The sequence below is a fragment of the Citrobacter sp. ANG330 genome (genome assembly GCF_047467925.1).
GTDB classification, from domain to species: Bacteria; Pseudomonadota; Gammaproteobacteria; order Enterobacterales; family Enterobacteriaceae; genus Citrobacter_A; species Citrobacter_A amalonaticus_G.
Map to the genome: position 1 here is coordinate 49376 of NZ_JASJUI010000003.1, position 22253 is coordinate 71628.

General features: G+C 53.6%; 16 protein-coding genes. 3 read left to right on the forward strand and 13 right to left on the reverse strand.

Annotation, left to right across the window (positions count from 1 at the left end; genetic code table 11):
* Nucleotides 1-280 precede the first annotated feature (280 nt).
* On the forward strand, nt 281-643 hold the full coding sequence (queD, locus tag QNN88_RS08600) for a 6-carboxytetrahydropterin synthase QueD (RefSeq protein ID WP_414239855.1): 363 nt from the start codon (nt 281-283) through the stop codon (nt 641-643).
* A 695-nt stretch (nt 644-1338) separates the two neighbouring features.
* On the opposite strand, the gene queE is transcribed toward queD, so the two are convergent.
* From queE to QNN88_RS08615, 3 genes are all read right to left on the reverse strand, one after another.
* Complete coding sequence (gene queE, locus QNN88_RS08605; protein WP_042999521.1) at nt 1339-2010, reverse strand: 7-carboxy-7-deazaguanine synthase QueE; 672 nt, start codon at nt 2008-2010, stop codon at nt 1339-1341.
* A 71-nt stretch (nt 2011-2081) separates the two neighbouring features.
* Nucleotides 2082-2771, reverse strand: coding sequence for an N-acetylmannosamine-6-phosphate 2-epimerase (locus tag QNN88_RS08610; protein WP_414239856.1), 690 nt, complete (start codon nt 2769-2771; stop codon nt 2082-2084).
* Nucleotides 2771-4327, reverse strand: a complete 1557-nt coding sequence (locus tag QNN88_RS08615; RefSeq protein WP_414239857.1) for a maltose/glucose-specific PTS transporter subunit IIC — start codon at nt 4325-4327, stop codon at nt 2771-2773. The genes QNN88_RS08610 and QNN88_RS08615 overlap by 1 nt, the downstream gene beginning before the upstream one ends.
* Before the next feature lie 165 nt (nt 4328-4492).
* Here QNN88_RS08615 and QNN88_RS08620 point away from each other — a divergent pair, with 165 nt between their 5' ends.
* Nucleotides 4493-5317, forward strand: coding sequence for a MurR/RpiR family transcriptional regulator (locus QNN88_RS08620; RefSeq protein WP_414239858.1), 825 nt, complete (start codon nt 4493-4495; stop codon nt 5315-5317).
* A gap of 57 nt (nt 5318-5374) precedes the next feature.
* Here the strand turns inward: QNN88_RS08620 and eno are convergent, their stop codons facing one another.
* From eno to rlmD, 5 genes are all read right to left on the reverse strand, one after another.
* Nucleotides 5375-6670: a phosphopyruvate hydratase gene (gene eno / locus QNN88_RS08625; protein ID WP_042322547.1), complete on the reverse strand. Its 1296-nt coding sequence runs from the start codon at nt 6668-6670 to the stop codon at nt 5375-5377.
* A gap of 89 nt (nt 6671-6759) precedes the next feature.
* Nucleotides 6760-8397, reverse strand: a complete 1638-nt coding sequence (pyrG, locus tag QNN88_RS08630; protein ID WP_042999517.1) for a glutamine hydrolyzing CTP synthase — start codon at nt 8395-8397, stop codon at nt 6760-6762.
* A 350-nt stretch (nt 8398-8747) separates the two neighbouring features.
* A complete protein-coding gene (gene mazG, locus QNN88_RS08635; protein ID WP_414239859.1) occupies nt 8748-9539 on the reverse strand; it encodes a nucleoside triphosphate pyrophosphohydrolase in 792 nt (263 codons plus the stop codon).
* A gap of 61 nt (nt 9540-9600) precedes the next feature.
* Nucleotides 9601-11835, reverse strand: coding sequence for a GTP diphosphokinase (gene relA / locus QNN88_RS08640; protein ID WP_414239860.1), 2235 nt, complete (start codon nt 11833-11835; stop codon nt 9601-9603).
* A gap of 48 nt (nt 11836-11883) precedes the next feature.
* Nucleotides 11884-13185 carry a 23S rRNA (uracil(1939)-C(5))-methyltransferase RlmD gene (rlmD, locus tag QNN88_RS08645; protein WP_414239861.1) on the reverse strand — a complete coding sequence of 434 codons (1302 nt, stop codon included), beginning with the start codon at nt 13183-13185 and terminating at the stop codon, nt 11884-11886.
* Nucleotides 13186-13242: 57 nt separating this feature from the next.
* On the opposite strand from rlmD, the gene barA reads away from it, so the two are divergent.
* Nucleotides 13243-15999, forward strand: coding sequence for a two-component sensor histidine kinase BarA (gene barA / locus QNN88_RS08650; RefSeq protein ID WP_414239862.1), 2757 nt, complete (start codon nt 13243-13245; stop codon nt 15997-15999).
* Nucleotides 16000-16029: 30 nt separating this feature from the next.
* Here barA and QNN88_RS08655 read toward each other — a convergent pair whose 3' ends face one another.
* From QNN88_RS08655 to QNN88_RS08675, 5 genes are all read right to left on the reverse strand, one after another.
* Nucleotides 16030-17172, reverse strand: coding sequence for a glycerate kinase (locus tag QNN88_RS08655; RefSeq protein WP_414239863.1), 1143 nt, complete (start codon nt 17170-17172; stop codon nt 16030-16032).
* An 88-nt stretch (nt 17173-17260) separates the two neighbouring features.
* Nucleotides 17261-18601, reverse strand: coding sequence for a glucarate dehydratase (gene gudD, locus QNN88_RS08660; RefSeq protein WP_414239864.1), 1341 nt, complete (start codon nt 18599-18601; stop codon nt 17261-17263).
* 19 nt (nt 18602-18620) lie between these two features.
* Nucleotides 18621-19961 (reverse strand): enolase C-terminal domain-like protein, encoded by a 1341-nt coding sequence (locus QNN88_RS08665; protein WP_414239865.1) that lies wholly within the window; start codon nt 19959-19961, stop codon nt 18621-18623.
* Complete coding sequence (gudP, locus tag QNN88_RS08670) at nt 19958-21316, reverse strand: galactarate/glucarate/glycerate transporter GudP (RefSeq protein WP_042999509.1); 1359 nt, start codon at nt 21314-21316, stop codon at nt 19958-19960. Before gudP ends, QNN88_RS08665 begins: the two co-directional genes overlap by 4 nt.
* Before the next feature lie 483 nt (nt 21317-21799).
* A complete protein-coding gene (locus tag QNN88_RS08675) occupies nt 21800-22249 on the reverse strand; it encodes a flavodoxin (protein ID WP_414239866.1) in 450 nt (149 codons plus the stop codon).
* Between the last annotated feature and the right edge of the window lie 4 nt (nt 22250-22253).

The window sequence follows — 22253 nt, forward strand, 5'->3', positions numbered from 1 at the left end:
GCGGATTTAAGCAATAAAACCCAAACTGATGATAAGGGTAACGGCGGCGATAATAACAATTAAAGAAGGGATGGAAATAACAAATAACCAAATGGACTAACCTGTTTTAGCTATAGTTATTAGCGACAAAAACGATTAAATAACCACATGATATATAAAAAGTTATTTAATTTTTCTCACCTATATGTGGCATTCTGACGCTTAGCGCCCTTTTAACTAATGATAAAAAATGTACTTTACGGTACCCTACGGCGTTTTTTTGCATTCGTGAGAGTAAATAATGACCACCACCCTGTTTAAAGATTTCACCTTCGAAGCCGCTCACCGCCTGCCGCACGTACCGGAAGGGCATAAATGTGGCCGTCTGCACGGACACTCTTTTATGGTGCGCCTTGAAGTCACCGGTGAAGTCTGCCCTCATACGGGATGGATTATCGATTTCGCTGAATTAAAAGCCGCATTTAAGCCAACGTATGACAGGCTTGATCATTACTACCTGAACGATATTCCCGGTCTCGAAAACCCGACCAGCGAAGTGCTGGCGAAATGGATTTGGGATCAGGTCAAACCATCCATTCCCTTGCTGAGCGCGGTGATGGTAAAAGAGACCTGCACGGCGGGCTGTGTCTATCGCGGCGAATAAGCCCCTACATTTTTCCACATTAGTTGATGCATCGTCCCTGCCCTCTAAATGAGAGCCGCCCGCACTGTATCGGCGCTAATCAAGCTTCTTTTTCGCATCTTCCCCGCTGACGCGGGGAAGATAGCACGGTTAAGTTCAGTCGACTGGCTCAGGACGGTTTATCCCCGCTGGCGCGGGGAACATTGCCCTCTGCGACAAATCCCCAACTTACGACACGGTTTATCCCCGCTGGCGCGGGGAACATTACAGGCTGATTGGATTAAATCAATGGGTGAGCGGTTTATCCCCGCTGGCGCGGGGAACATGCCGTGGATGGTGGCGTACGCCTGCACAACCTCGGTTTATCCCCGCTGGCGCGAGGAACATACTAATTATATCTCATTGTTTATAATGCATTTTTTTCAGCAGTAAATTCTACCAACAAAATATCAACAAGTATCGATTTTTAAAGAACAGCTAATCTGCTGATTTAAAAAAACAAAATATCAGTTTCACTATTCTTCCTTTTAATCCACCGAAATAGTGTGACGACAATATCACCCATAAAAAATGGCGATTATCAGAAGCGGAGATAACCTGAAAGTAAAAAACACAACGCTAGGTAGTATGATCGCATAAAAGAACAGCGGCAGAGGATGAAAAAATACAGGAAACAGGTAACCATAATTTTATGGTTACCGTTCAACGCACGAAGATCAGGCAATATTCAGATACTTGTGCGTCTGCATCGACAGGCGCCAGTTGCGGGCGATACAGGTATCGATGCACAGCCGGGTAGCGTCTTCTTTCTGACTGATGGGTTGCAGCGCAATCACCCGCGGTTTGTCATCGCTCAGCGTGGCGAGCAGTTCGTCCAGCGCTTCAATATCACGTACGCGTCCAACCGGGTGTTTGATCTCATTTGCGCGTTCCAGCGCCTGGGAGAGAACGTCATAACCACCGCGCATGTTCACCTTCGGAGAAACGGTCACCCAGGTATTGGGTGTGCAGCGCACTTCGTGTGTACCGCTGGTTTCTATCTGGCAGCTAAAGCCGTTCTTTTCCAGCAAATCAGTGAGTGGCATCAGATCATGAATACAGGGTTCACCACCGGTGATCACCACATGACGCGCGGTGTAGCCTTGTCGGCCAATCACCGCCAGCAGATCTTCACTGCTTGCCGCGCCCCATTTATCACTCTCTTTGGTTTTCGCCAGGATGCTGTACAGGGAGACTTCCCGATCCTCAAGCTTATCCCAGGTGTGTTTGGTATCGCACCAGGCACAGCCAACCGGGCATCCCTGTAAACGAATAAAAATGGCGGGGACGCCGGTAAAATAACCCTCACCTTGCAGGGTCTGGAACATCTCGTTAATCGGGTACTGCATAGCATTCTCAATATGGGGATAAACGATAATTATCGCAGATCCCCACCAAAGTATCATGCCCCATCGGTGCTTTACGAGGCGATCGCCGCGATAAAGCGTGCCGTTATCTGCTGCGGACGCGTGATTGCCCCACCAACCACCACGGTGTGAGCGCCTAATGCCAGGCAGCGTGCGGCGCGTTCCGGAGTATCGACGTTCCCTTCCGCCACGACCGGAACGCTGACCGCTGCCAACACCTCACGTAAGAATCCGCAGTCATTTTCCGCCAGCACATGCCCGGCTGTTTCTGCGGTATAGCCGTAGAGCGTGGTGCCCACACAATCAAAACCCAGACGCTCGGCTGTCACCGCCTCGTCTACAGTTGCTATATCCGCCATCAGTAGTACGGACGGGTAGCGATCGCGGATCTGCGCGACCAACTCTTCCAGCGTCTGCCCACCAGGGCGCGGTCGCGCTGTGGCATCCAGGGCAATGATTTCCGGCTCAACGGTCATCAGCTCATCCACTTCCTGGAGAGTGGCCGTGATAAACACCTCACTGCCAGGATAATCACGTTTGATAATCCCAATCACCGGCAGGGAGACGATCTCTTTGATAGCGCGAATGTCCACCACGCTGTTCGCACGGATACCTGCCGCACCGCCTTGTGCCGCCGCCAACGCCATACGAGACATAATAAACGGACTGTGTAGAGGCTCATTTTCCAGCGCCTGACAGGAGACGATTAATTTACCTTTCAGGGAATCCAGTACTGTTTTCATTACGATAAAATCTCTTCGACTTCGTTTTTAATGATGGTGACATGCGGGCCATAAATCACCTGAACACCGTTGCCGCGAATAATCACGCCGCGGGCTCCGGTTGCTTTCAGCGCCGCTTCATCTACCTTGCTGCTCTCTTTCACCGTCACGCGTAAGCGCGTGGCGCAACAGTCCACCTCTTCCAAATTCTCTTTGCCTCCCAGCCCAGCGATGACTGCTGCTGCGCGTTCACTTTGAGGCAGGCCAGATTCAACCGGGGTTGCGTTCTCACGACCCGGCGTCAGCCAGCCAAAGCGGGTGATCAAATAGCGGAAGGTGAAGTAGTAGAGGAAGAACCACGGTATTCCCACCATAGGGACATACATCCAGTTGGTTTTAGCTTCTCCCTGTAGCACGCCGAAGAGGAGGAAATCGATAAGCCCACCCGAAAAGGTTTGCCCAATAGTGATATGTAAAATATGGGCGATCATAAACGCCAGACCATCGAAGAAGGCGTGAATGACGTATAACACGGGCGCCACAAACAGGAAGGAGAACTCAATAGGCTCAGTGATTCCCGTCAGGAAAGAGGTCAGAGCTGCCGACAGAAGCAGTCCGGCGACAATCTTTCTCTTCTCCGGCTTTGCGGTGTAGTACATCGCCAGACATGCGCCGGGCAGGCCAAACATCATGGTGATAAAGCGGCCGGACATAAAGCGCGCGGTCCCCGTATAGAACTGCTGCGTATTCGGATCGGCAAGTTGGGCAAAGAAAATCCGCTGCGTACCCTCAACCAACTGGCCGTTGACGATTTCGCTGCCGCCCAACGCCGTTGTCCAGAACGGCAAATAAAAGATATGGTGTAAACCCAGTGGGCCAAGCATGCGCAGGATGAAGCCGTACAATAGCGTCCCCAGATAGCCCGTCGCATCCACCAGACCACCCAGTCCAAAAATGAGTTTCTGGAAATGCGGCCAAACCACCGTCATAACCGCACCCACTACAATCGCGGCAAGGGAGCTGATAATCGGTACAAAACGCGAACCGCTAAAAAAACCGAGGAACTGAGGTAGGGAGACTTTATTGAAACGGCTATGCAACGCGCAGGTGACAAGACCAATCACCACCCCACCAAACACGCCCGTTTCCAGCGTCTGAATCCCCAGCGTCATCCCCTGGCCAACAGCGCCGGGGTTCTCTTGCGCCAGCGTTCCGTTAAGCGTTAATAAGGCGTTGATGGTGGCGTTCATCACCAGAAATGCCAGCAATGCCGCAAGCCCGGCAGTGCCTTTATCTGCTTTCGCCAGCCCCACGGCGACACCGACTGCAAAGAGTACCGACAGGTTGGCAAACACAATGGAACCTGCGCTGGTCATGATCGTGAAGATTGCCTGCAACCAGTCGACATCTAAAAACGAATAGGCCGCCAATGTGTTGGGATTGGACAACGCGCCACCAATCCCTAACAACAGTCCTGCTGCGGGTAATACTGCAATCGGCAGCATGAAGGATTTGCCGAACCGCTGCGCTTTTTCAAACCATCCCCCCGATGAAGCGCCGCTAACCATTTGCATCATTTTTTCATCTCCTCGATTATTGATGAAAATTTTTACCATATTTAATTTTATAAATGAAAATTATCATCAAAATCCAGGAAGCCGATCATACTTTTTTAAAATGTCTGGCATCTCTCCCCTGCTTTCCGCCACACTATCAACAGATAAACGCATTAAGGATTTTGCATGTCTGAAAATGAAAACCTGCTGCTGAGATTGCGCCAGAGCGTTGAGGGATACAGCCGAACACAACAGAAGCTAGGAGAGTTTGTACTCAGCGATCCGGCAAAAGTTGTCTACCTGACGATTACCGAACTGGCGCGTGAAAGCGGCACCAGCGAGGCTAGCGTCACACGTCTGTGCCGAACGCTGGGGTGTAAGGGCTATAACGAGTTCAAAATGGCGCTGGCACTCGATCTCCGACAAGGAAAGTCTGTAGAACACAGCGGCGATGAGATTGACAATGTGGTCAATGAATCCGTGCAAGCGCTGCAGGACACAGCAAAATTACTCGACAGAACCTTACTGGAAGCCGCCGCGCTTGCACTGCACCAGGCTCAGTCAGTGCAGATTTATGGCGTAGCGGCCAGTGCCATTCTGGGGGAGTATTTACATTACAAACTCCTGCGTCTGGGTAAACCCGCGCAATTGTTCAGCGATATGCACCGTGCTGCCATGAATGCCACTACACTGAGTAAAAATACGCTCGTGGTGGCGATTTCCAGTTCAGGCTCCACGCGCGATCTGTTACATGTGGTAAAGCTGGCGCGTAAACAAGGTGTGCGCGTACTGGCGCTGAGTAATACGCCGCGCAGTCCGTTAGCGTCGCTGAGTGATATTCAACTGGTCGCAGCCAAACCAGAAGGTCCGTTGAGTGCCGGCGCGCTGAACGCCAAGGTGGGTGTGATGCTGCTGGTAGAACTGCTCACCACATCGCTGATCGCACTGGATGAAAAGTACAGCGATGTGAGCCAGAAAACGGCCAGCGCGACCCTACCGCTACTGCTTTAAAGGCATAAAAAAACCCGCCGAAGCGGGTTTCTTGGAGTAAAAAGCGACAGTAATAAATTACTGACCTTTGATCTCTTTACGACCGTTGTACGGTGCTTTTTCACCCAGCGCTTCTTCGATACGAATCAGCTGGTTGTATTTAGCAACGCGGTCAGAACGGCTCATAGAACCCGTTTTGATCTGGCCTGCAGCGGTACCTACAGCCAGGTCAGCGATGGTAGCGTCTTCAGTTTCACCAGAACGGTGAGAGATCACAGCCGTGTAGCCAGCGTCTTTCGCCATCTTGATTGCAGCCAGCGTTTCGGTCAGAGAACCGATCTGGTTGAATTTGATCAGGATGGAGTTAACGATGCCTTTTTCGATACCTTCTTTCAGGATCTTGGTGTTGGTCACGAACAGATCGTCACCCACCAGCTGGATTTTGTCGCCCAGTACTTTGGTCTGGTAAGCAAAACCATCCCAGTCAGACTCGTCCAGACCGTCTTCGATAGAAACGATTGGGTACTGTTTGGTCAGGTCTTCCAGGAAGTGAGTGAATTCTTCAGAGGTGAATGCTTTGTTGCCTTCGCCAGCCAGAACGTATTTACCGTCTTTGTAGAATTCAGATGCTGCACAGTCCATCGCCAGAGTGATGTCTTTGCCCAGCTCGTAGCCAGCAGCTTTAACCGCTTCAGCAATGACAGCCAGCGCTTCAGCGTTGGAGCCCAGGTTCGGCGCATAGCCACCTTCGTCACCCACTGCGGTGTTCATGCCTTTCGCTTTCAGCACTTTAGCCAGGTTGTGGAAAACTTCAGAACCCATACGTACGGCTTCTTTCAGGGTTTTCGCGCCAACTGGCTGAATCATGAATTCCTGGATGTCGACGTTGTTGTCAGCGTGCTCACCACCGTTGATGATGTTCATCATCGGAACCGGCATGGAGTATTTGCCCGGAGTACCGTTCAGCTCAGCGATGTGCTCGTACAGCGGCATGCCTTTAGCAGCAGCTGCTGCTTTGGCGTTAGCCAGAGACACAGCCAGGATGGCGTTCGCACCGAAGTTAGATTTGTTTTCAGTACCGTCCAGATCGATCATGATCTTGTCGATGCCAGCCTGATCTTTGGCATCTTTGCCAAGGATAGCCTGAGCGATCGGGCCGTTAACCGCGCCAACAGCTTTCAGTACGCCTTTACCCATGAAGCGGGATTTGTCGCCATCGCGCAGTTCCAGCGCTTCGCGGGAGCCCGTAGAAGCACCTGACGGAGCTGCTGCCATACCGACGAAACCACCTTCCAGGTGTACTTCGGCTTCAACAGTCGGGTTACCACGGGAGTCGATGATTTCACGACCGATGACTTTAACGATTTTGGACATTAGGTTTTCCTCAGTACAAGTTAAACTAAAACTCCAGACAAACAACGCGTACCTTTGGTACGCGTTGCCGTTCTAACTTTTTTTACTTCTTACTTCGCCTGACGCTTCTGATGCTCGCTGGCGGCTTTCACAAAGCCAGCAAACAGCGGATGTCCATCACGTGGCGTGGAAGTAAATTCCGGATGGAACTGACAGGCCACGAACCACGGATGATTCGGTACCTCAATGATCTCGACTAACTGATCATCACCGGAACGGCCTGCAACGCGCAGACCCGCAGCTTCAATCTGTTTCAACAGCATGTTGTTGACTTCGTAACGATGGCGATGACGTTCGACAATGGTCGGCGTACCGTACAACTGACGAACCAGACTATCGTCGCCAAGTTGACACTGCTGCGCGCCAAGACGCATGGTGCCCCCCAGATCGCTCTTCTCGGTACGGACTTCAACGTTACCGTCTTCGTCACGCCATTCGGTAATCAGCGCCACAACCGGGTACTTACAGTCTGGCACAAATTCCGTCGAGTTGGCGTTGTCCATGCCGGCGACATTACGCGCAAACTCAATCAACGCAACCTGCATACCCAGGCAAATGCCCAGATAAGGAATATTGTTTTCGCGCGCATAGCGCGCAGTGGCGATCTTCCCTTCCACACCACGGTAGCCGAAGCCGCCGGGGATCAGGATAGCGTCCAAATCTTTCAGGATTTCGACACCACGTGTTTCAACATCCTGCGAATCGATCAGCTTGATGTTGACGGTCACGCGATTTTTCAGACCACCATGTTTCAGCGCTTCAATCACAGATTTATAGGCGTCCGGCAGTTCAATGTACTTACCGACCATCCCAATCGTGACTTCGCCTGCCGGGTTCGCTTCTTCATAAATCACCTGTTCCCATTCGGCCAGGTTAGCTTCCGGACACTCTAAGCTGAATCGTTTACAAATATAATCGTCCAGGCCCTGGGATTTCAACATGCCTGGAATTTTATAGATGGAATCGACATCTTTCAGAGAAATCACCGCTTTTTCCGGAACGTTACAGAACAATGCAATTTTTGCACGTTCGTTGGCCGGTACTGCGCGATCTGAGCGGCAGATCAGGATATCAGGCTGGATACCGATAGAGAGCAACTCTTTTACAGAGTGCTGCGTCGGTTTTGTTTTGACTTCACCCGCCGCCGCCATGTATGGAACCAGCGTCAGATGCATAAACAGAGTGTGTTCACGGCCAATTTCAACGGCCATCTGCCGAATCGCTTCAAGGAACGGCAGAGATTCAATATCACCGACAGTGCCGCCGATCTCGACCAGCACAACGTCATGGCCTTCACCGCCTTCCAGCACGCGTTCTTTGATGGCATTGGTGATGTGCGGGATAACCTGTACGGTTGCGCCCAGATAGTCGCCACGGCGCTCTTTGCGCAGAACGTCAGAGTAGATACGACCCGTGGTGAAGTTGTTGCGGCGACTCATTTTGGTGCGAATGAAACGCTCGTAGTGACCCAGGTCCAGGTCGGTTTCAGCGCCGTCTTCAGTAACGAACACTTCCCCGTGTTGGATTGGGCTCATGGTGCCAGGATCGACGTTGATATACGGATCCAGTTTCATGATGGTCACATTGAGGCCACGGGCTTCAAGAATGGCTGCGAGGGAGGCTGCGGCAATGCCTTTACCCAGAGAGGATACGACCCCGCCGGTCACAAAAATATAGTTCGTTGTCATGCTGAACCTGAGAAGTTAGGGTGAAACGATGGAATAACCAGGACGGGAAAGTAGTATACCCGAACATGACGTACGCCACAAACTTTCATTATCCCCTCTCCTTCGTTCTTCAAGCCGCACCGGTGTTGGCTTCCTTCACTTACCCCAGTCACATAGCATTTCTGTGTTCCTGGGAATTCTTTCAGTCGCCGCCTTGTTGCGACTCGAATAACTCGAAGAGGCAGTATACACGGTGTTTCATCAACATAACGGGAAGAGAAAATAGCCTCTTTGAGGTAAATGTTTTTGACGCAAATCAAGCGCTTGTTATTTAAAAAATCACACAAAACGCCCTTGACCGCTCAATTTCCTTAAAGATCAATTTCCTGCCGTTTTACCTGCTGCCAGACTTCTTCCATCGTTTCCAGATCAACACCAGTCATTTCCAGGCCCCGCGCCGCCACTATCCGCTCGACCTCACGAAAGCGCCGCTCGAACTTTTCGTTAGCTTTTTGCAAGGCGGTTTCCGCTTTAGTCCCCAAATGACGGGCCATGTTGACAGTGGCAAACAGCAAGTCGCCCATTTCCTCTTCCAGTTTAGCCTGGTCAACAACGACCTGTCGGGCCTCATGCATGACCTCGTCGATCTCTTCGTAAACCTTGTCCACCACAGGGCCCAGCGTCGTCCAGTCAAAACCGACATTCGAACAGCGCTTCTGGATTTTCTGCGCCCGCATTAACGCCGGTAAACTGCGCGGAATATCATCAAGGGCAGAATGCTGCGCCTTTTGCGCTCGTTCGCCGGTTTTGATTTGCTCCCAGCGGGCCAGCACTTCGCTGCTGTTGTGGGCCTGGGCATCAGCGAAAACGTGCGGATGGCGGCGCTCCAGTTTGTCGCTGATGGCGGCACAAATATCATTGAAATCAAAGCGCCCTTCTTCCTGCGCTATCTGCGCGTAAAACACCACCTGGAACAGCAGGTCGCCCAGTTCGCCGCGCAGATCGTCAAAATCTTCACGGGAAATCGCATCGAGCACTTCGTAGGTTTCTTCAAGGGTGTAGGGAGCAAGCGTGGCGAAAGTCTGTTCGTTATCCCACGGACAGCCGGTTTTCGGGTCGCGCAGGCGTTGCATGATGCCAAGCAGGCGGTCAATTTGAGTCATTGGAACATCCTGAAAAATACAGGCCCGATGAGCAAAGCGCCATCGGGCCTGGAAAGTTAAATTAATTGCCGTGCAAACGACGGGCGTCAATCACATCGGGTACCTGATTCAGCTTGCTGAGTACGCGTCCCAATACCTGCAGGTTATAGATTTCAATCGTCATATCGATGGTGGCAAGCTGCTGTTTGGTATCACTACGGCTGGCGACACCAAGCACATTAACCTTCTCGTTCGCCAGAATCGTCGTGATGTCACGCAATAAACCGCTGCGATCGTTAGCCTGTACACGCACCACCAGCGAGTATCCCGCCGAATAGCTTTCGCCCCAGACGGCGTCCACAAGGCGTTCCGGGGCATGCGCACGCAGTTCGACCAGTTGCTCACAGTCCGCCCGATGGACGGAAATCCCGCGGCCCTGGGTAATGAACCCAACAATCTCATCGCCCGGAATCGGCTGGCAGCAGCGGGCAATGTGGTGCATCAAATTACCTACGCCTTCCACAACGACACGCCCATCATCTTTACGCCGGTTCTGCGGCGCATGCGTTTTCTGCTGAAGCTGTTTTAGCGCGGCGGCGTCTTCTTCGGCAGCACTCGGTTTGTTGAACTGAGACTGCAGGAAGTTCACCATCTGGTTCAGACGGATATCGCCCCCGCCAATCGCCGCCAGCAGTTCCTCCAGCTCGTTGAAGTTGTAGCGCGGCAGTAGATGCTTTTCCGCTTCTTTCAGGCTGATCCCTAAATGTGACAGCTCGTCATCCAGAATCTGCCGTCCGGCAAGGATGTTCTTATCGCGGTCCTGTTTGCGGAACCAGGCGTGGATTTTCGAGCGCCCACGGCTGGTCGTCACATAGCCGAGGTTCGGATTCAGCCAGTCACGGCTCGGGTTCGGCTGTTTCTGGGTGATGATTTCGATCTGATCGCCCATCTGCAACTGGTAGGTAAACGGCACGATGCGCCCGCCGATTTTCGCCCCAATGCAACGGTGCCCCACATCACTGTGAATGTGGTACGCAAAGTCGAGCGGCGTAGAGCCAGCGGGCAGATCCACCACATCGCCTTTCGGCGTAAAGACGTAGACCCGATCGTCAAAGACCTGACTGCGCACTTCGTCGAGCATTTCGCCGGAATCCGCCATCTCTTCCTGCCAGGCGATTAGCTTACGCAGCCAGGCAATGCGGTCCTCATGTCCTGAACGCGCTCCACCTGCAATCGCGCCTTCTTTGTACTTCCAGTGTGCGGCAACGCCCAGCTCGGCGTCTTCATGCATCTGTTTGGTGCGAATCTGGATCTCGACCGTTTTACCGCCCGGCCCCAATACCACGGTGTGAATCGACTGATAGCCATTCGGTTTCGGGTTGGCGACATAGTCGTCAAACTCATCCGGCAGATGGCGATAGTGCGTGTGCACAATCCCCAGTGCAGCGTAGCAGTCCTGCAAGCGCTCGGCGACAATACGAACGGCGCGCACGTCAAACAACTCATCAAATGCCAGATGCTTTTTCTGCATTTTTCGCCAGATGCTGTAGATGTGTTTCGGGCGACCGTACACTTCCGCCTTCACGCCTTCCGTTTTCATCTCTGAGCGCAGATGCCCCACAAATTCTTCAATGTAGTGCTCACGATCGATACGCCGTTCGTGCAGCAGTTTGGCAATGCGTTTGTACTCGGCAGGATGCAGATAGCGGAAGCAATAATCTTCCAGCTCCCACTTCAACTGACCGATACCTAATCGGTTCGCCAGCGGCGCGTAGATGTTGGTGCACTCTTTCGCCGCCAGAACACGCTCATCTTCCGGCGCGTCTTTCACTTCGCGCAGATGGGCGATTCGTTCAGCAAGTTTAATCACCACACAGCGGAAATCGTCGACCATCGCCAGCAGCATGCGCCGGACGTTATCGACCTGCTCTGAGGAGACGGAATCGGTATGGGTCGCTTTCAACTGGCGAATGGCCGCCATGTCGCGCACGCCATGGATAAGCGTGACGATGGATTTGCCCACGCTCTCTTCCAGGATATCTTCGCTGACGACATTGGCATCTGCCAGAGGGAACAGCAGCGCAGCCCGCAGCGTGTCGATATCCATACTCAGCGTCGAGAGGATTTCCACCATCTCCACGCCACGCCACAGCAGCAGTTCCGCATCCGGATGCCCCTGTGTCTGTTGCAGGCAATACGCCCAGGTTTCGGCTAAGCGTTCACACGACTGCTGGCTGGCGATCCCAAGACTTTCGATCCATTTTTTCGGGTCAAATTCCCCAGCTTTGTTTAGATGTGCACTTCTTACCGCAACCATTGTCCTCTCCTTAAGGGACGTGACCTGTCGAAGTCGACAAGTCGTGATTTATTTTGAATGCTCAAACAATACCATCGATTCCAGGTGTCCCGTGTGGGGGAACATGTCGAGCATCGCCAGCCGTTGTATCTGGTATCCTGCGCGTAATAACGCCTCACTATCACGCGCCAGCGTGGCGGGGTTACAGGATACATAAACAATGCGGCCAGGCTGCAATTTTATAATATGTTGCATCACGCCCGCAGCCCCTGCACGTGCGGGGTCGAGCAAGACTTTATCAAAACCGTTTTTGGCCCACGGCTGTCGGGTGACATCCTCTTCAAGATTCTCATGAAAGAATGTCACATTGTGTAATCCATTCTGTTGTGCGTTCTCGCGCCCTTTTTCCACCAGCGCAGGCACGCCTTCCACGCCGACAACGCTTGCCGCCCGGGTCGCTAACGGGAGCGTGAAATTGCCCATCCCGCAGAAGAGATCCAGCACGCGATCGCCAGGCTGTACGTCCAGCCACGCCAGGGCACTGGCCACCATTTTCTGGTTTACGCCTTCATTGACCTGAATAAAATCACGCGGGCTAAAGTTTAAGCGTAGACCGTTTGACTCATACCAGGGCGTCTGACCAGAAACCGTTTCCAGTATCTCGCTATGCGGAGCCAGATACAGAGACAGTCCCTTAGAATGCGAAAAGCGTTCCAGTTTTTCGTTATCCGCGCGACTTAACGGCGCGGTATGGCGCAGAATCATCAGCGTGCCGCTGCCTGCCTGCACCAGTTCAACGTGCCCGAGATGGCGAATTCCCTGCAGGTTGCCAAGACATGCCCTGAGATCTGGCAGCAATGCGTCAAGTTGGGGCACCCAAATGGGGCACTGTTTAATATCGACAATCTCACTGGATGCCGTCTTGCGAAACCCCATCTGGAACTGTTGGGTTTTCGGTTGATAATTGAGGCTCAGACGTGCGCGACGGCGATAGCCCCACGGCGCATCGGCGATCACCTCAGTGACGATGTTGTTCATCAGGCGTGACAGTGCGGCGCTTTTGCTACGCTGCTGGAGTTCAATACTGGCGTGCTGTTGCTGGCAACCGCCGCAAACGCCAAAGTGCGGACAGCGCGGTGTGACGCGTTCGGCGCTATCATTCAAACGGCGCTTAACCTGGGCTTTCGCGTACTGTTTTTTATCTTTTGTGATCGCCACTTCCGCACTTTCTTGCGGCAGTAATCCGGGGATAAACAGCGTCTTTCCGTTGTGTCGCGCAACCCCCTGACCAAAAGAGTCGAGGTCACTGGCAGTAACGGTTATGATCTGGCGCGTCGTCACGCGCCGTTTTGCAGAGTAGAATTGCGCCATCGGCGAGGTTATTCTCAATTTAACAGTGTGACCCTAATTGTCCCATAACGGAACTCCATGACCAACTACAGCCTGCGCGCTCGCATGATGATTCTGATCCTGGCCCCGACCGTGCTTATCGGTTTATTGCTCAGTATCTTTTTCGTTGTGCATCGCTACCACGACTTGCAGCGTCAACTGGAAGATGCCGGTGCCAGTATCATTGAGCCTCTGGCGGTCTCTACCGAATACGGTATGAACCTGCAAAACCGAGAATCCATAGGCCAGCTCATCAGCGTTTTACATCGCCGCCACTCAGATATTGTGCGGGCGATTTCGGTCTACGACGAGGATAATCGCCTCTTTGTCACCTCGAATTTCAATCTCAATCCGTCGGAAATGCAACTGCCTCCGGGCTCACCGATCCCGCGCCGACTGAGCGTTGAGCGTCATGGTGATATTTTAATCCTGCGCACGCCGATCATTTCAGAGAGCTATTCGCTTGACGAATCCCCGGCCACTGACGCGAAAAACGCAGGGAATATGCTGGGATATGTGGCGCTTGAGCTCGATCTCAAGTCGGTCCGCTTACAACAGTATAAAGAAATCTTCATTTCTTCCGTCATGATGCTGTTTTGTATCGGCATTGCGTTGATCTTTGGCTGGCGTCTGATGCGCGATGTGACAGGGCCCATTCGCAACATGGTCAATACGGTTGACCGTATTCGCCGGGGGCAACTCGACAGCCGCGTTGAGGGCTTTATGCTTGGCGAGTTGGATATGTTGAAAAACGGCATTAACTCGATGGCGATGTCGCTCGCCGCCTATCATGAAGAGATGCAACACAATATCGATCAGGCGACCTCAGATTTGCGTGAAACGCTTGAGCAGATGGAAATCCAGAACGTTGAGCTGGACCTGGCGAAAAAACGCGCGCAGGAAGCCGCACGCATCAAATCTGAGTTTCTGGCCAATATGTCCCACGAGCTGCGCACGCCCCTGAACGGCGTGATCGGCTTTACGCGCCTGACGCTGAAAACGGAACTGAATACCACCCAGCGTGACCACCTGAATACTATCGAGCGGTCGGCAAATAACCTGCTGGCCATCATTAACGACGTCCTGGATTTCTCTAAGCTGGAAGCGGGTAAACTCATTCTCGAAAGCATTCCTTTCGCGCTGCGTAATACACTCGATGAAGTGGTGACGCTGTTGGCGCATTCATCGCACGATAAGGGACTGGAGCTGACGCTCAATATTAAGAATGACGTGCCGGATAATGTGATTGGCGATCCGCTGCGTTTACAGCAGGTCATCACCAATCTGGTCGGCAACGCGATTAAATTTACCGAGAGCGGCAACATCGACATTCTGGTGGAGAAACGCTCGCTGAGTAACACCAAAGTCCAAATAGAAGTGCAGATCCGCGATACAGGCATCGGTATTCCTGAACGCGATCAATCACGCCTGTTCCAGGCTTTCCGTCAGGCCGACGCCAGTATTTCCCGTCGCCACGGCGGCACCGGACTGGGGCTGGTGATCACCCAGAAACTGGTCAATGAGATGGGTGGCGATATCTCCTTCCACAGCCAACCGCACCGCGGATCAACCTTCTGGTTCCATATCAATCTCGATCTGAATCCGAATGTGATCAACGACGGTCCGGCCACTGCCTGTCTGGCCGGTAAACGCATTGCCTACATTGAGCCGAATGCCGCCGCCGCGCAATGTACGCTGGATATTCTCAGCGAAACGCCGCTGGAAGTGGTCTACAGCCCTACGTTTTCCGCGCTGGCCGTTGAGCATTACGACTTTATGCTGCTCGGCGTTGCCGTCACCTTCAAAGAACCACTGACGATGCAGCATGAGCGGCTGATTCAGGCGACCCAAATGGCCGAGTTCCTGATGCTGGCGCTACCGTGCCACGCTCAGGTGAACGCTGAAAAACTCAAGCAGGACGGCGTGGCCAGTTGTCTGCTAAAACCCCTGACCTCCACGCGTCTACTGCCGGCACTGGTGGATTTGTGCCACCAGAACCATCCCGAGAACCGTCTGGAATCAGACGAGAACAAAATTGCGATGACCGTCATGGCGGTCGATGATAACCCGGCGAACCTGAAGCTGATTGGCGCACTGCTGGACGATCAGGTACAGCACGTTGAGCTGTGTGATAGCGGCCAGCAGGCGGTCGATCGCGCAAAGCAAATGCAGTTTGATCTGATCCTGATGGATATTCAGATGCCGGATATGGATGGCATCCGGGCTTGCGAATTGATCCATCAGCTTCCCCATCAGCAACAAACACCGGTCATTGCCGTCACCGCACACGCGATGGCGGGTCAGAAAGAGAAATTGCTGAGCGCCGGAATGAATGACTATCTGGCAAAACCGATCGAAGAAGAGAAGCTGTGCAGCCTGCTGCAACGCTATAAACCCGGCGCGACCGTCCCGACACGCCAGAACAGCGTAGAACCTGTCGAACCCATCTTCAATCCGAATGCCACACTGGACTGGCAACTGGCGCTGCGCCAGGCCGCCGGGAAACCGGATCTGGCACGCGATATGCTGCAAATGCTGATCAATTTCCTGCCGGAAGTGCGTAATAAAATCGAAGAGCAACTGGTAGGCGAGAATCCAGAGGGCTTAATTGATCTGATTCATAAATTACATGGCAGTTGCGGTTATAGCGGCGTACCTCGCATGAAGAATTTATGTCAGTTGCTGGAAAATCAGTTACGCGAAGGGACGCCGGAAGAGGATCTGGAACCCGAGTTTCTGGAGCTGCTTGATGAGATGGATAACGTGGCGCGAGAAGCCCGCAAAGGGTTGTTATAGGCCGGGCAGGCATCCGGCCAGTGAATCATCTCAGCGTAGCGTCTGACCCATTTTGAGGGTCGCTGCGACGTTGCGCGCGGTCATGCGCACGTTTTCTGCGGCATTCTTTAACGCCTCGTCCAGTGTACAGATGGTGTAAATCACACTAAAGACGGCATCCAGTCCATGTTCATGGACGATGCCGACATCAGCCGTCAGGCTACCGGCAATACCGATCACCGGTTTGTTGTAGCGCTTCGCCACCTTCGCCACGCCTACCGGCACTTTGCCGTGGATCGTCTGGCTATCAATACGCCCTTCTCCGGTGATCACCAGATCGGCATCGGCAACGGATTCATCCAGTTGCAGCGCATCGGTAACAATCTCAATCCCACGCCGCAATTGCGCACCGCAAAACGCATACAGCGCCGCGCCCATACCGCCGGCTGCGCCGCCGCCAGCCAGTTCAAGAACATCCACACCCAGGTCGCGGGCGATAATCCGTGCATAATGCGCCAGTGCCGTATCCAGACGATCGATCGTCTCTGCCGTCGCCCCTTTCTGAGGGCCAAAAACCGCCGATGCCCCCTCTTTACCGGTCAGCGGATTCGTCACATCACACGCCACTTCGATACGGCATGCGGCAAGACGAGGATCCAACTGGCTGATATCAATCTGCGCAAGCGTATCGAGCGCCGCACCGCCCTTACCAATTTCATTGTGCCGCGCATCGAGCAATTTTGCCCCCAACGCCTGCACCATGCCCGCACCGCCGTCGTTGGTCGCACTGCCGCCGAGCCCAATAATAATATGATCAACGCCAGCATCCAGCGCATGACGAATCAACTCCCCGGTTCCCCAGGAGGTTGTCTTTAATGGATCGCGTAATGCGACAGGCACCTGCTCCAGGCCGCTGGCTGCCGCCATCTCAATGAAGGCCGTGCGCTCGTCGCCGGATAAGCCATAAAATGCAGTGACGGGTTCCCCAAGAGGGCCCGTGACGTCGACGTCAACAATGCGTCCCGTCGTCGCCGCGACCATGGCTTCGACCGTTCCTTCTCCTCCATCAGCAACCGGAAGTTTTACATACTCCGCATTGGGCCAGATTTCGCGAAAACCTTGCTCAATGGCGCTCGCCACCTCGAGGGCACTCAAACTTTCCTTATACGAGTCCGGTGCGATCACTATTTTCATAAGCCGTCCTTACGCATGTTGACTCCACTAAGCATACACCCGGTTTACCGATAAAAAATAACCGGTCCTTTTGGGACCGGCGTCTGTCTCAACGAACCATGCATGGACGCTTGTTATCGAACGTCCAGTTCGGGATCAGATACTGCATCCCCATCGCGTCATCGCGTGCGCCCAGCCCGTGTTTCTGATACAACTCGTGGGCTTTCATCACCTGGTCCATATCCAGTTCAACACCCAGACCCGGTTTCGCCGGTACCTGCACCATACCGCCTTTAATTTCAAACGGCTCTTTAGTCAGGCGCTGGTTGCCTTCCTGCCAGATCCAGTGGGTATCGATCGCTGTTATTTTGCCCGGTGCCGCCGCGGCCACATGAGTAAACATCGCCAGTGAAACGTCAAAGTGGTTGTTGGAGTGAGAACCCCAGGTCAGACCGAATTCATGGCACATCTGCGCCACACGCACGGAACCCTGCATCGTCCAGAAGTGCGGGTCCGCCAGCGGGATATCCACCGACTGCAATGACAACGTATGGCCCATCTGACGCCAGTCGGTTGCAATCATGTTTGTTGCCGTCGGCAGACCGGTAGCGCGACGGAACTCCGCCATCACCTCGCGGCCCGAGAAACCTTGTTCCGCACCGCACGGATCTTCCGCGTAGGCCAGCGTTCCTTTCAGGTACTTACCGATGTTGATCGCTTCATTCAGTGACCATGCACCGTTGGGATCCAGCGTAACGCGCGCCTGCGGGAAGCGCTTTGCCAGCGCCACAATGGATTCCGCCTCTTCTTCCCCAGCCAGCACGCCGCCTTTCAGTTTGAAGTCGTTGAAACCGTATTTTTCATACGCCGCTTCCGCCAGACGGACGACCGCATCAGGGGTCATCGCTTCTTCATGACGCAGACGATACCAGTCACATTGCTCATCCGGTTGGCTCTGATACGGCAGCGGGGTGGCCTTGCGATTCCCGACGAAGAACAGATAACCGAGCATTTCTACTTCGCTACGCTGTTGACCGTCACCCAGCAAAGACGCCACGTTAACGCCCAGATGCTGCCCCAGCAGATCCAGCAGCGCGGCTTCAATCCCGGTGACCACGTGGATGGTGGTACGCAGGTCGAACGTTTGCAGGCCGCGGCCACCAGCATCTCGATCGGCAAAGGTATTACGTACCGCATTCAGCACGTTTTTGTACTCACCAAGCGGTTTACCCACCACCAGTGGGATCGCGTCTTCCAGCGTCTTACGGATTTTTTCGCCGCCGGGGATTTCACCGACGCCGGTATGACCTGAATTATCTTTAATGATCACGATATTTCGCGTGAAGAACGGAGCGTGAGCGCCGCTCAGGTTCATCAGCATACTGTCGTGGCCCGCAACCGGGATAACCTGCATTGCCGTAACAACGGGAGTGGTAAATTGTGCGTTCATTGTTCAGTCCTTATACAAATCAGTGACGGCCGAAAACGGGACGTTTACGGTCAAAAGTCCAGCCGGGGATCAGGTACTGCATCGGACCTGCGTCATTTCGCGCGCCGCCTGGCAGTTTTTTGTAAGCTTCATGCGCTTTCTGCACGTGATCCCAGTCCAGCTCAACGCCCAACCCAGGCGCATCGGGAACGGCAATTTTTCCGTTTTTAATCTCAAGCGGATTTTTCGTCAGACGGCAGTCGCCCTCCTGCCAGATCCAGTGGGTGTCGATGGCGGTCGGATTACCTGGCGCAGCGGCGCCGACGTGGGTAAACATCGCCAGTGAAATATCAAAGTGGTTGTTAGAGTGGCAGCCCCAGGTCAGTCCCCAGTCGTCGCACAACTGTGCCACACGTACCGCACCGGAAAGCGTCCAGAAATGCGGATCGGCAAGCGGGATATCGACGGCATTCAGCATTACCGCGTGGCCCATTTCGCGCCAGTTAGTGGCAATCATGTTCGTCGCCACCGGCAAACCGGTGGCGCGGCGAAATTCCGCCATCACTTCGCGACCCGAGAATCCCTGCTCTGCGCCACACGGATCTTCTGCATAGGTGAGCACATCATTCAGGCCCTTACACAGTGCGATAGCCTCATCAAGCAACCAGGCGCCGTTGGGATCAACGGTAATACGCGCATCCGGGAAACGTTTTTTCAGCGCGCGGGCGGTTTCAATCTCTTGCTCGCCTGGCAGCACGCCGCCTTTGAGTTTGAAATCTTTAAAACCGTAGCGATCCTGCGAAGCTTCCGCCAGACGCACCACGGCATCGCTGTTGAGCGCTTCCTGATGGCGCAGGTGATACCAGTCGTGATTGCCCGGCGTGGTCTCCAGATAAGGCAGATCGGTTTTGGTCCTGTCGCCCACGTAGAAAAGATAACCAAGCACTGTGACCGCATCACGCTGCTTGCCGGGTCCTAACAGTTCGCAAACCGGCACGTTGAGCGCTTTGCCCAGCAGATCCAGCAGGGCAGCTTCCAGTGCGGCCACCGCGTTGACGCGCAGTTCGAATGTCCATGCGCCTTTGCCAAAAGTATCAAAGTCAGCGGCCTGATTGCCTTTGTGGACCAACTGGACCACTTTATTCAGCCGGGCCACTTCCTGACCGAGCACCATCGGAATAGCATCAACCAGCGTCTGGTAGATAACCTCTCCGCCTGGCGCTTCACCGACGCCGGTGTTGCCGGCGTTATCGGTCAGCACCACGATATTGCGGGTAAAGTACGCATTATGTGCGCCGCCAATGTTGAGGAGCATACTGTCATGTCCGGCGACCGGAATGACCTTCATGTCCGTGATAACGGGGCTGGATTGTGTCGTCATGATAGTTGTCCTGCGACCGGTTTCAGTTCGATACGTTTAATATCACCCACCAGCACCAGGTAGCTCAGTACCGCGATCAACGCATGCACGCCCACATAAATCAGCGCACCGTTGAAGGAGCCGGTCGTGCCAACGATGTAGCCAATGGCAATGGGTGTCACGATGCCAGAGATGTTGCCGAACATGTTGAACAGACCGCCGCTCAGACCGCTGATCTCCTTCGGCGCTGTATCAGCCATCACCGCCCAGCCCAGGGCACCGATACCCTTACCAAAGAATGCCAGCGCCATGAAACCGATAATCATCCACTCAACGTTGACGTAGTTACAGAACACCATCACCATCGACAGCAACATCCCCATCACGATAGGCGTTTTACGCGCAATGTTCAGTGAGCCGGTCCGACGCATCAGCCAGTCGGAGATAATGCCGCCCAGCACCCCACCGATAAATCCGCACACCGCAGGAACCGAGGCCACAAAGCCCGCTTTCAGGATCGACATACCGCGCGCCTGCACCAGATAAACCGGGAACCAGGTGATAAAGAAGTAGGTCAACGCGTTAATGCAGTACTGTCCGATATACACGCCAATCATCATGCGGGAGCCCAGCAACTGCTTGACCTGTCCCCATTTCACGCTGAGCGGCACTTTGGCTTTGGTGTCTTTCTGATCCATGTTGATCAGCGCACCGCCTTCTGCAATGTATTCCAGTTCTTTCTTGTTCACACCCGGATGCTGGTTGGGCTCGTGGATCACTTTCAACCAGATAAAGCTGATGACGATCCCGAGGCCGCCCATAAAGAAGAACACATGCGACCAACCCACTTCGTGCGTCAGCCAGCCCATGATTGGGGCGAAAATAACAGTGGCGAAGTACTGCGCGGAGTTAAAGATAGCCACTGCCGTTCCCCTCTCCTGCGCCGGGAACCAGGCCGCGACGATGCGGCTGTTGCCAGGGAATGACGGTGCCTCCGCCAGACCGACAAGGAAGCGCAGGGTAAACAGCGCAACGATGATGCCGAAGCCGCTGAAGATATCGACGAAGCCTTGTAACAAGGTAAACATCGACCAGATAAAGATCGACCAGAAGTAAACGCGTTTGGAACCAAAACGGTCCAGCAGCCAGCCGCCCGGGATCTGCCCGATAACGTAGGCCCATGAGAACGCAGAGAAAACGTAACCCATGCCAACCGGATCCAGACCAATGTCTTTGGCCATTTCCGAACCGGCAATGGACAAGGTGGCGCGGTCGCCATAGTTGAAGGAGGTGACGATAAACAACATCACCACTATCCAGTAGCGGGCATTGGTGCGTTTTTCCGCACCGCTCGCAGCCTGACTTAATGAACTCATTGTTGCACTCCTGAATTTTCGCGTTAGTCACGCTCACTCTGAACAGCACAACTGGTAGGGGATCAGAGGTGACGTTTCGTGTTTTTTATTGCAGCTTTTATTAGGTCGTTCGCCTTACTAACTGCATTTTTTATAACTGGCAGGAGAAGTATAAAAAGCACCCGGTTCTTGCTCACCGTGCAAGAACCCAACATTTAGGTGACGTATCACTTATGTTTATGGCAAAAGCCCAGGACGATGGAAGCGACTTCACGGAAATGAAAACCTACAACGGAAATCGCGTGGGGCTTACGTGGAAAAGGCAGGAGTGTGAAACAGGTCGCTTGACCCTATGAAAACGCCCCTAAAAACCCTTCTGTATTGAGGGTTTTTAGGGGCGTTTGCCCGAGGCTAACTCGATTCAGTATTGGGTAGAATAGCGTCAGGTTGTTCCCGTGCCTGGCACCATTTGGGAGCCCCTCCCGGTAGGGGGAGGGATAACTCTCAGGGTAAGAGTGTGCCCCAGTTTTCAACCCAGGGATTGGATTCGCTTTCGGGTTCAGGGTGCTCACTGGCATCAATCAGCAACATTTCCCCCACGCGCTGTGCACTTTGCTCCTGTAACAGGGCATCAAACTGTTTACCGCCGTTGCAGAAATTGACATAGCTGCTGTCGCCCAACGCAATCACGCCGTAACGCAGATTGGGCTGGAAACCCAGTTGGTCTTTGATCCCCTGATACAGCGGCACAATGCTGTCCGGTAAATCGCCCTGTCCGGTCGTGGAGGTAACCACCAGCACGATTTTGTCCTGATATTCCTGCCAGTCCGCCAGTTCAGGATCTTCATAAACAGTCGCTTTGTGCCCTTGCGCCGTCAGGATCGCTTCGGCTTCTTCGGCTACCAGCAGCGCGTTACCATACATTGTCCCGACAAAAATCCCAATTTCCGCCATGCTT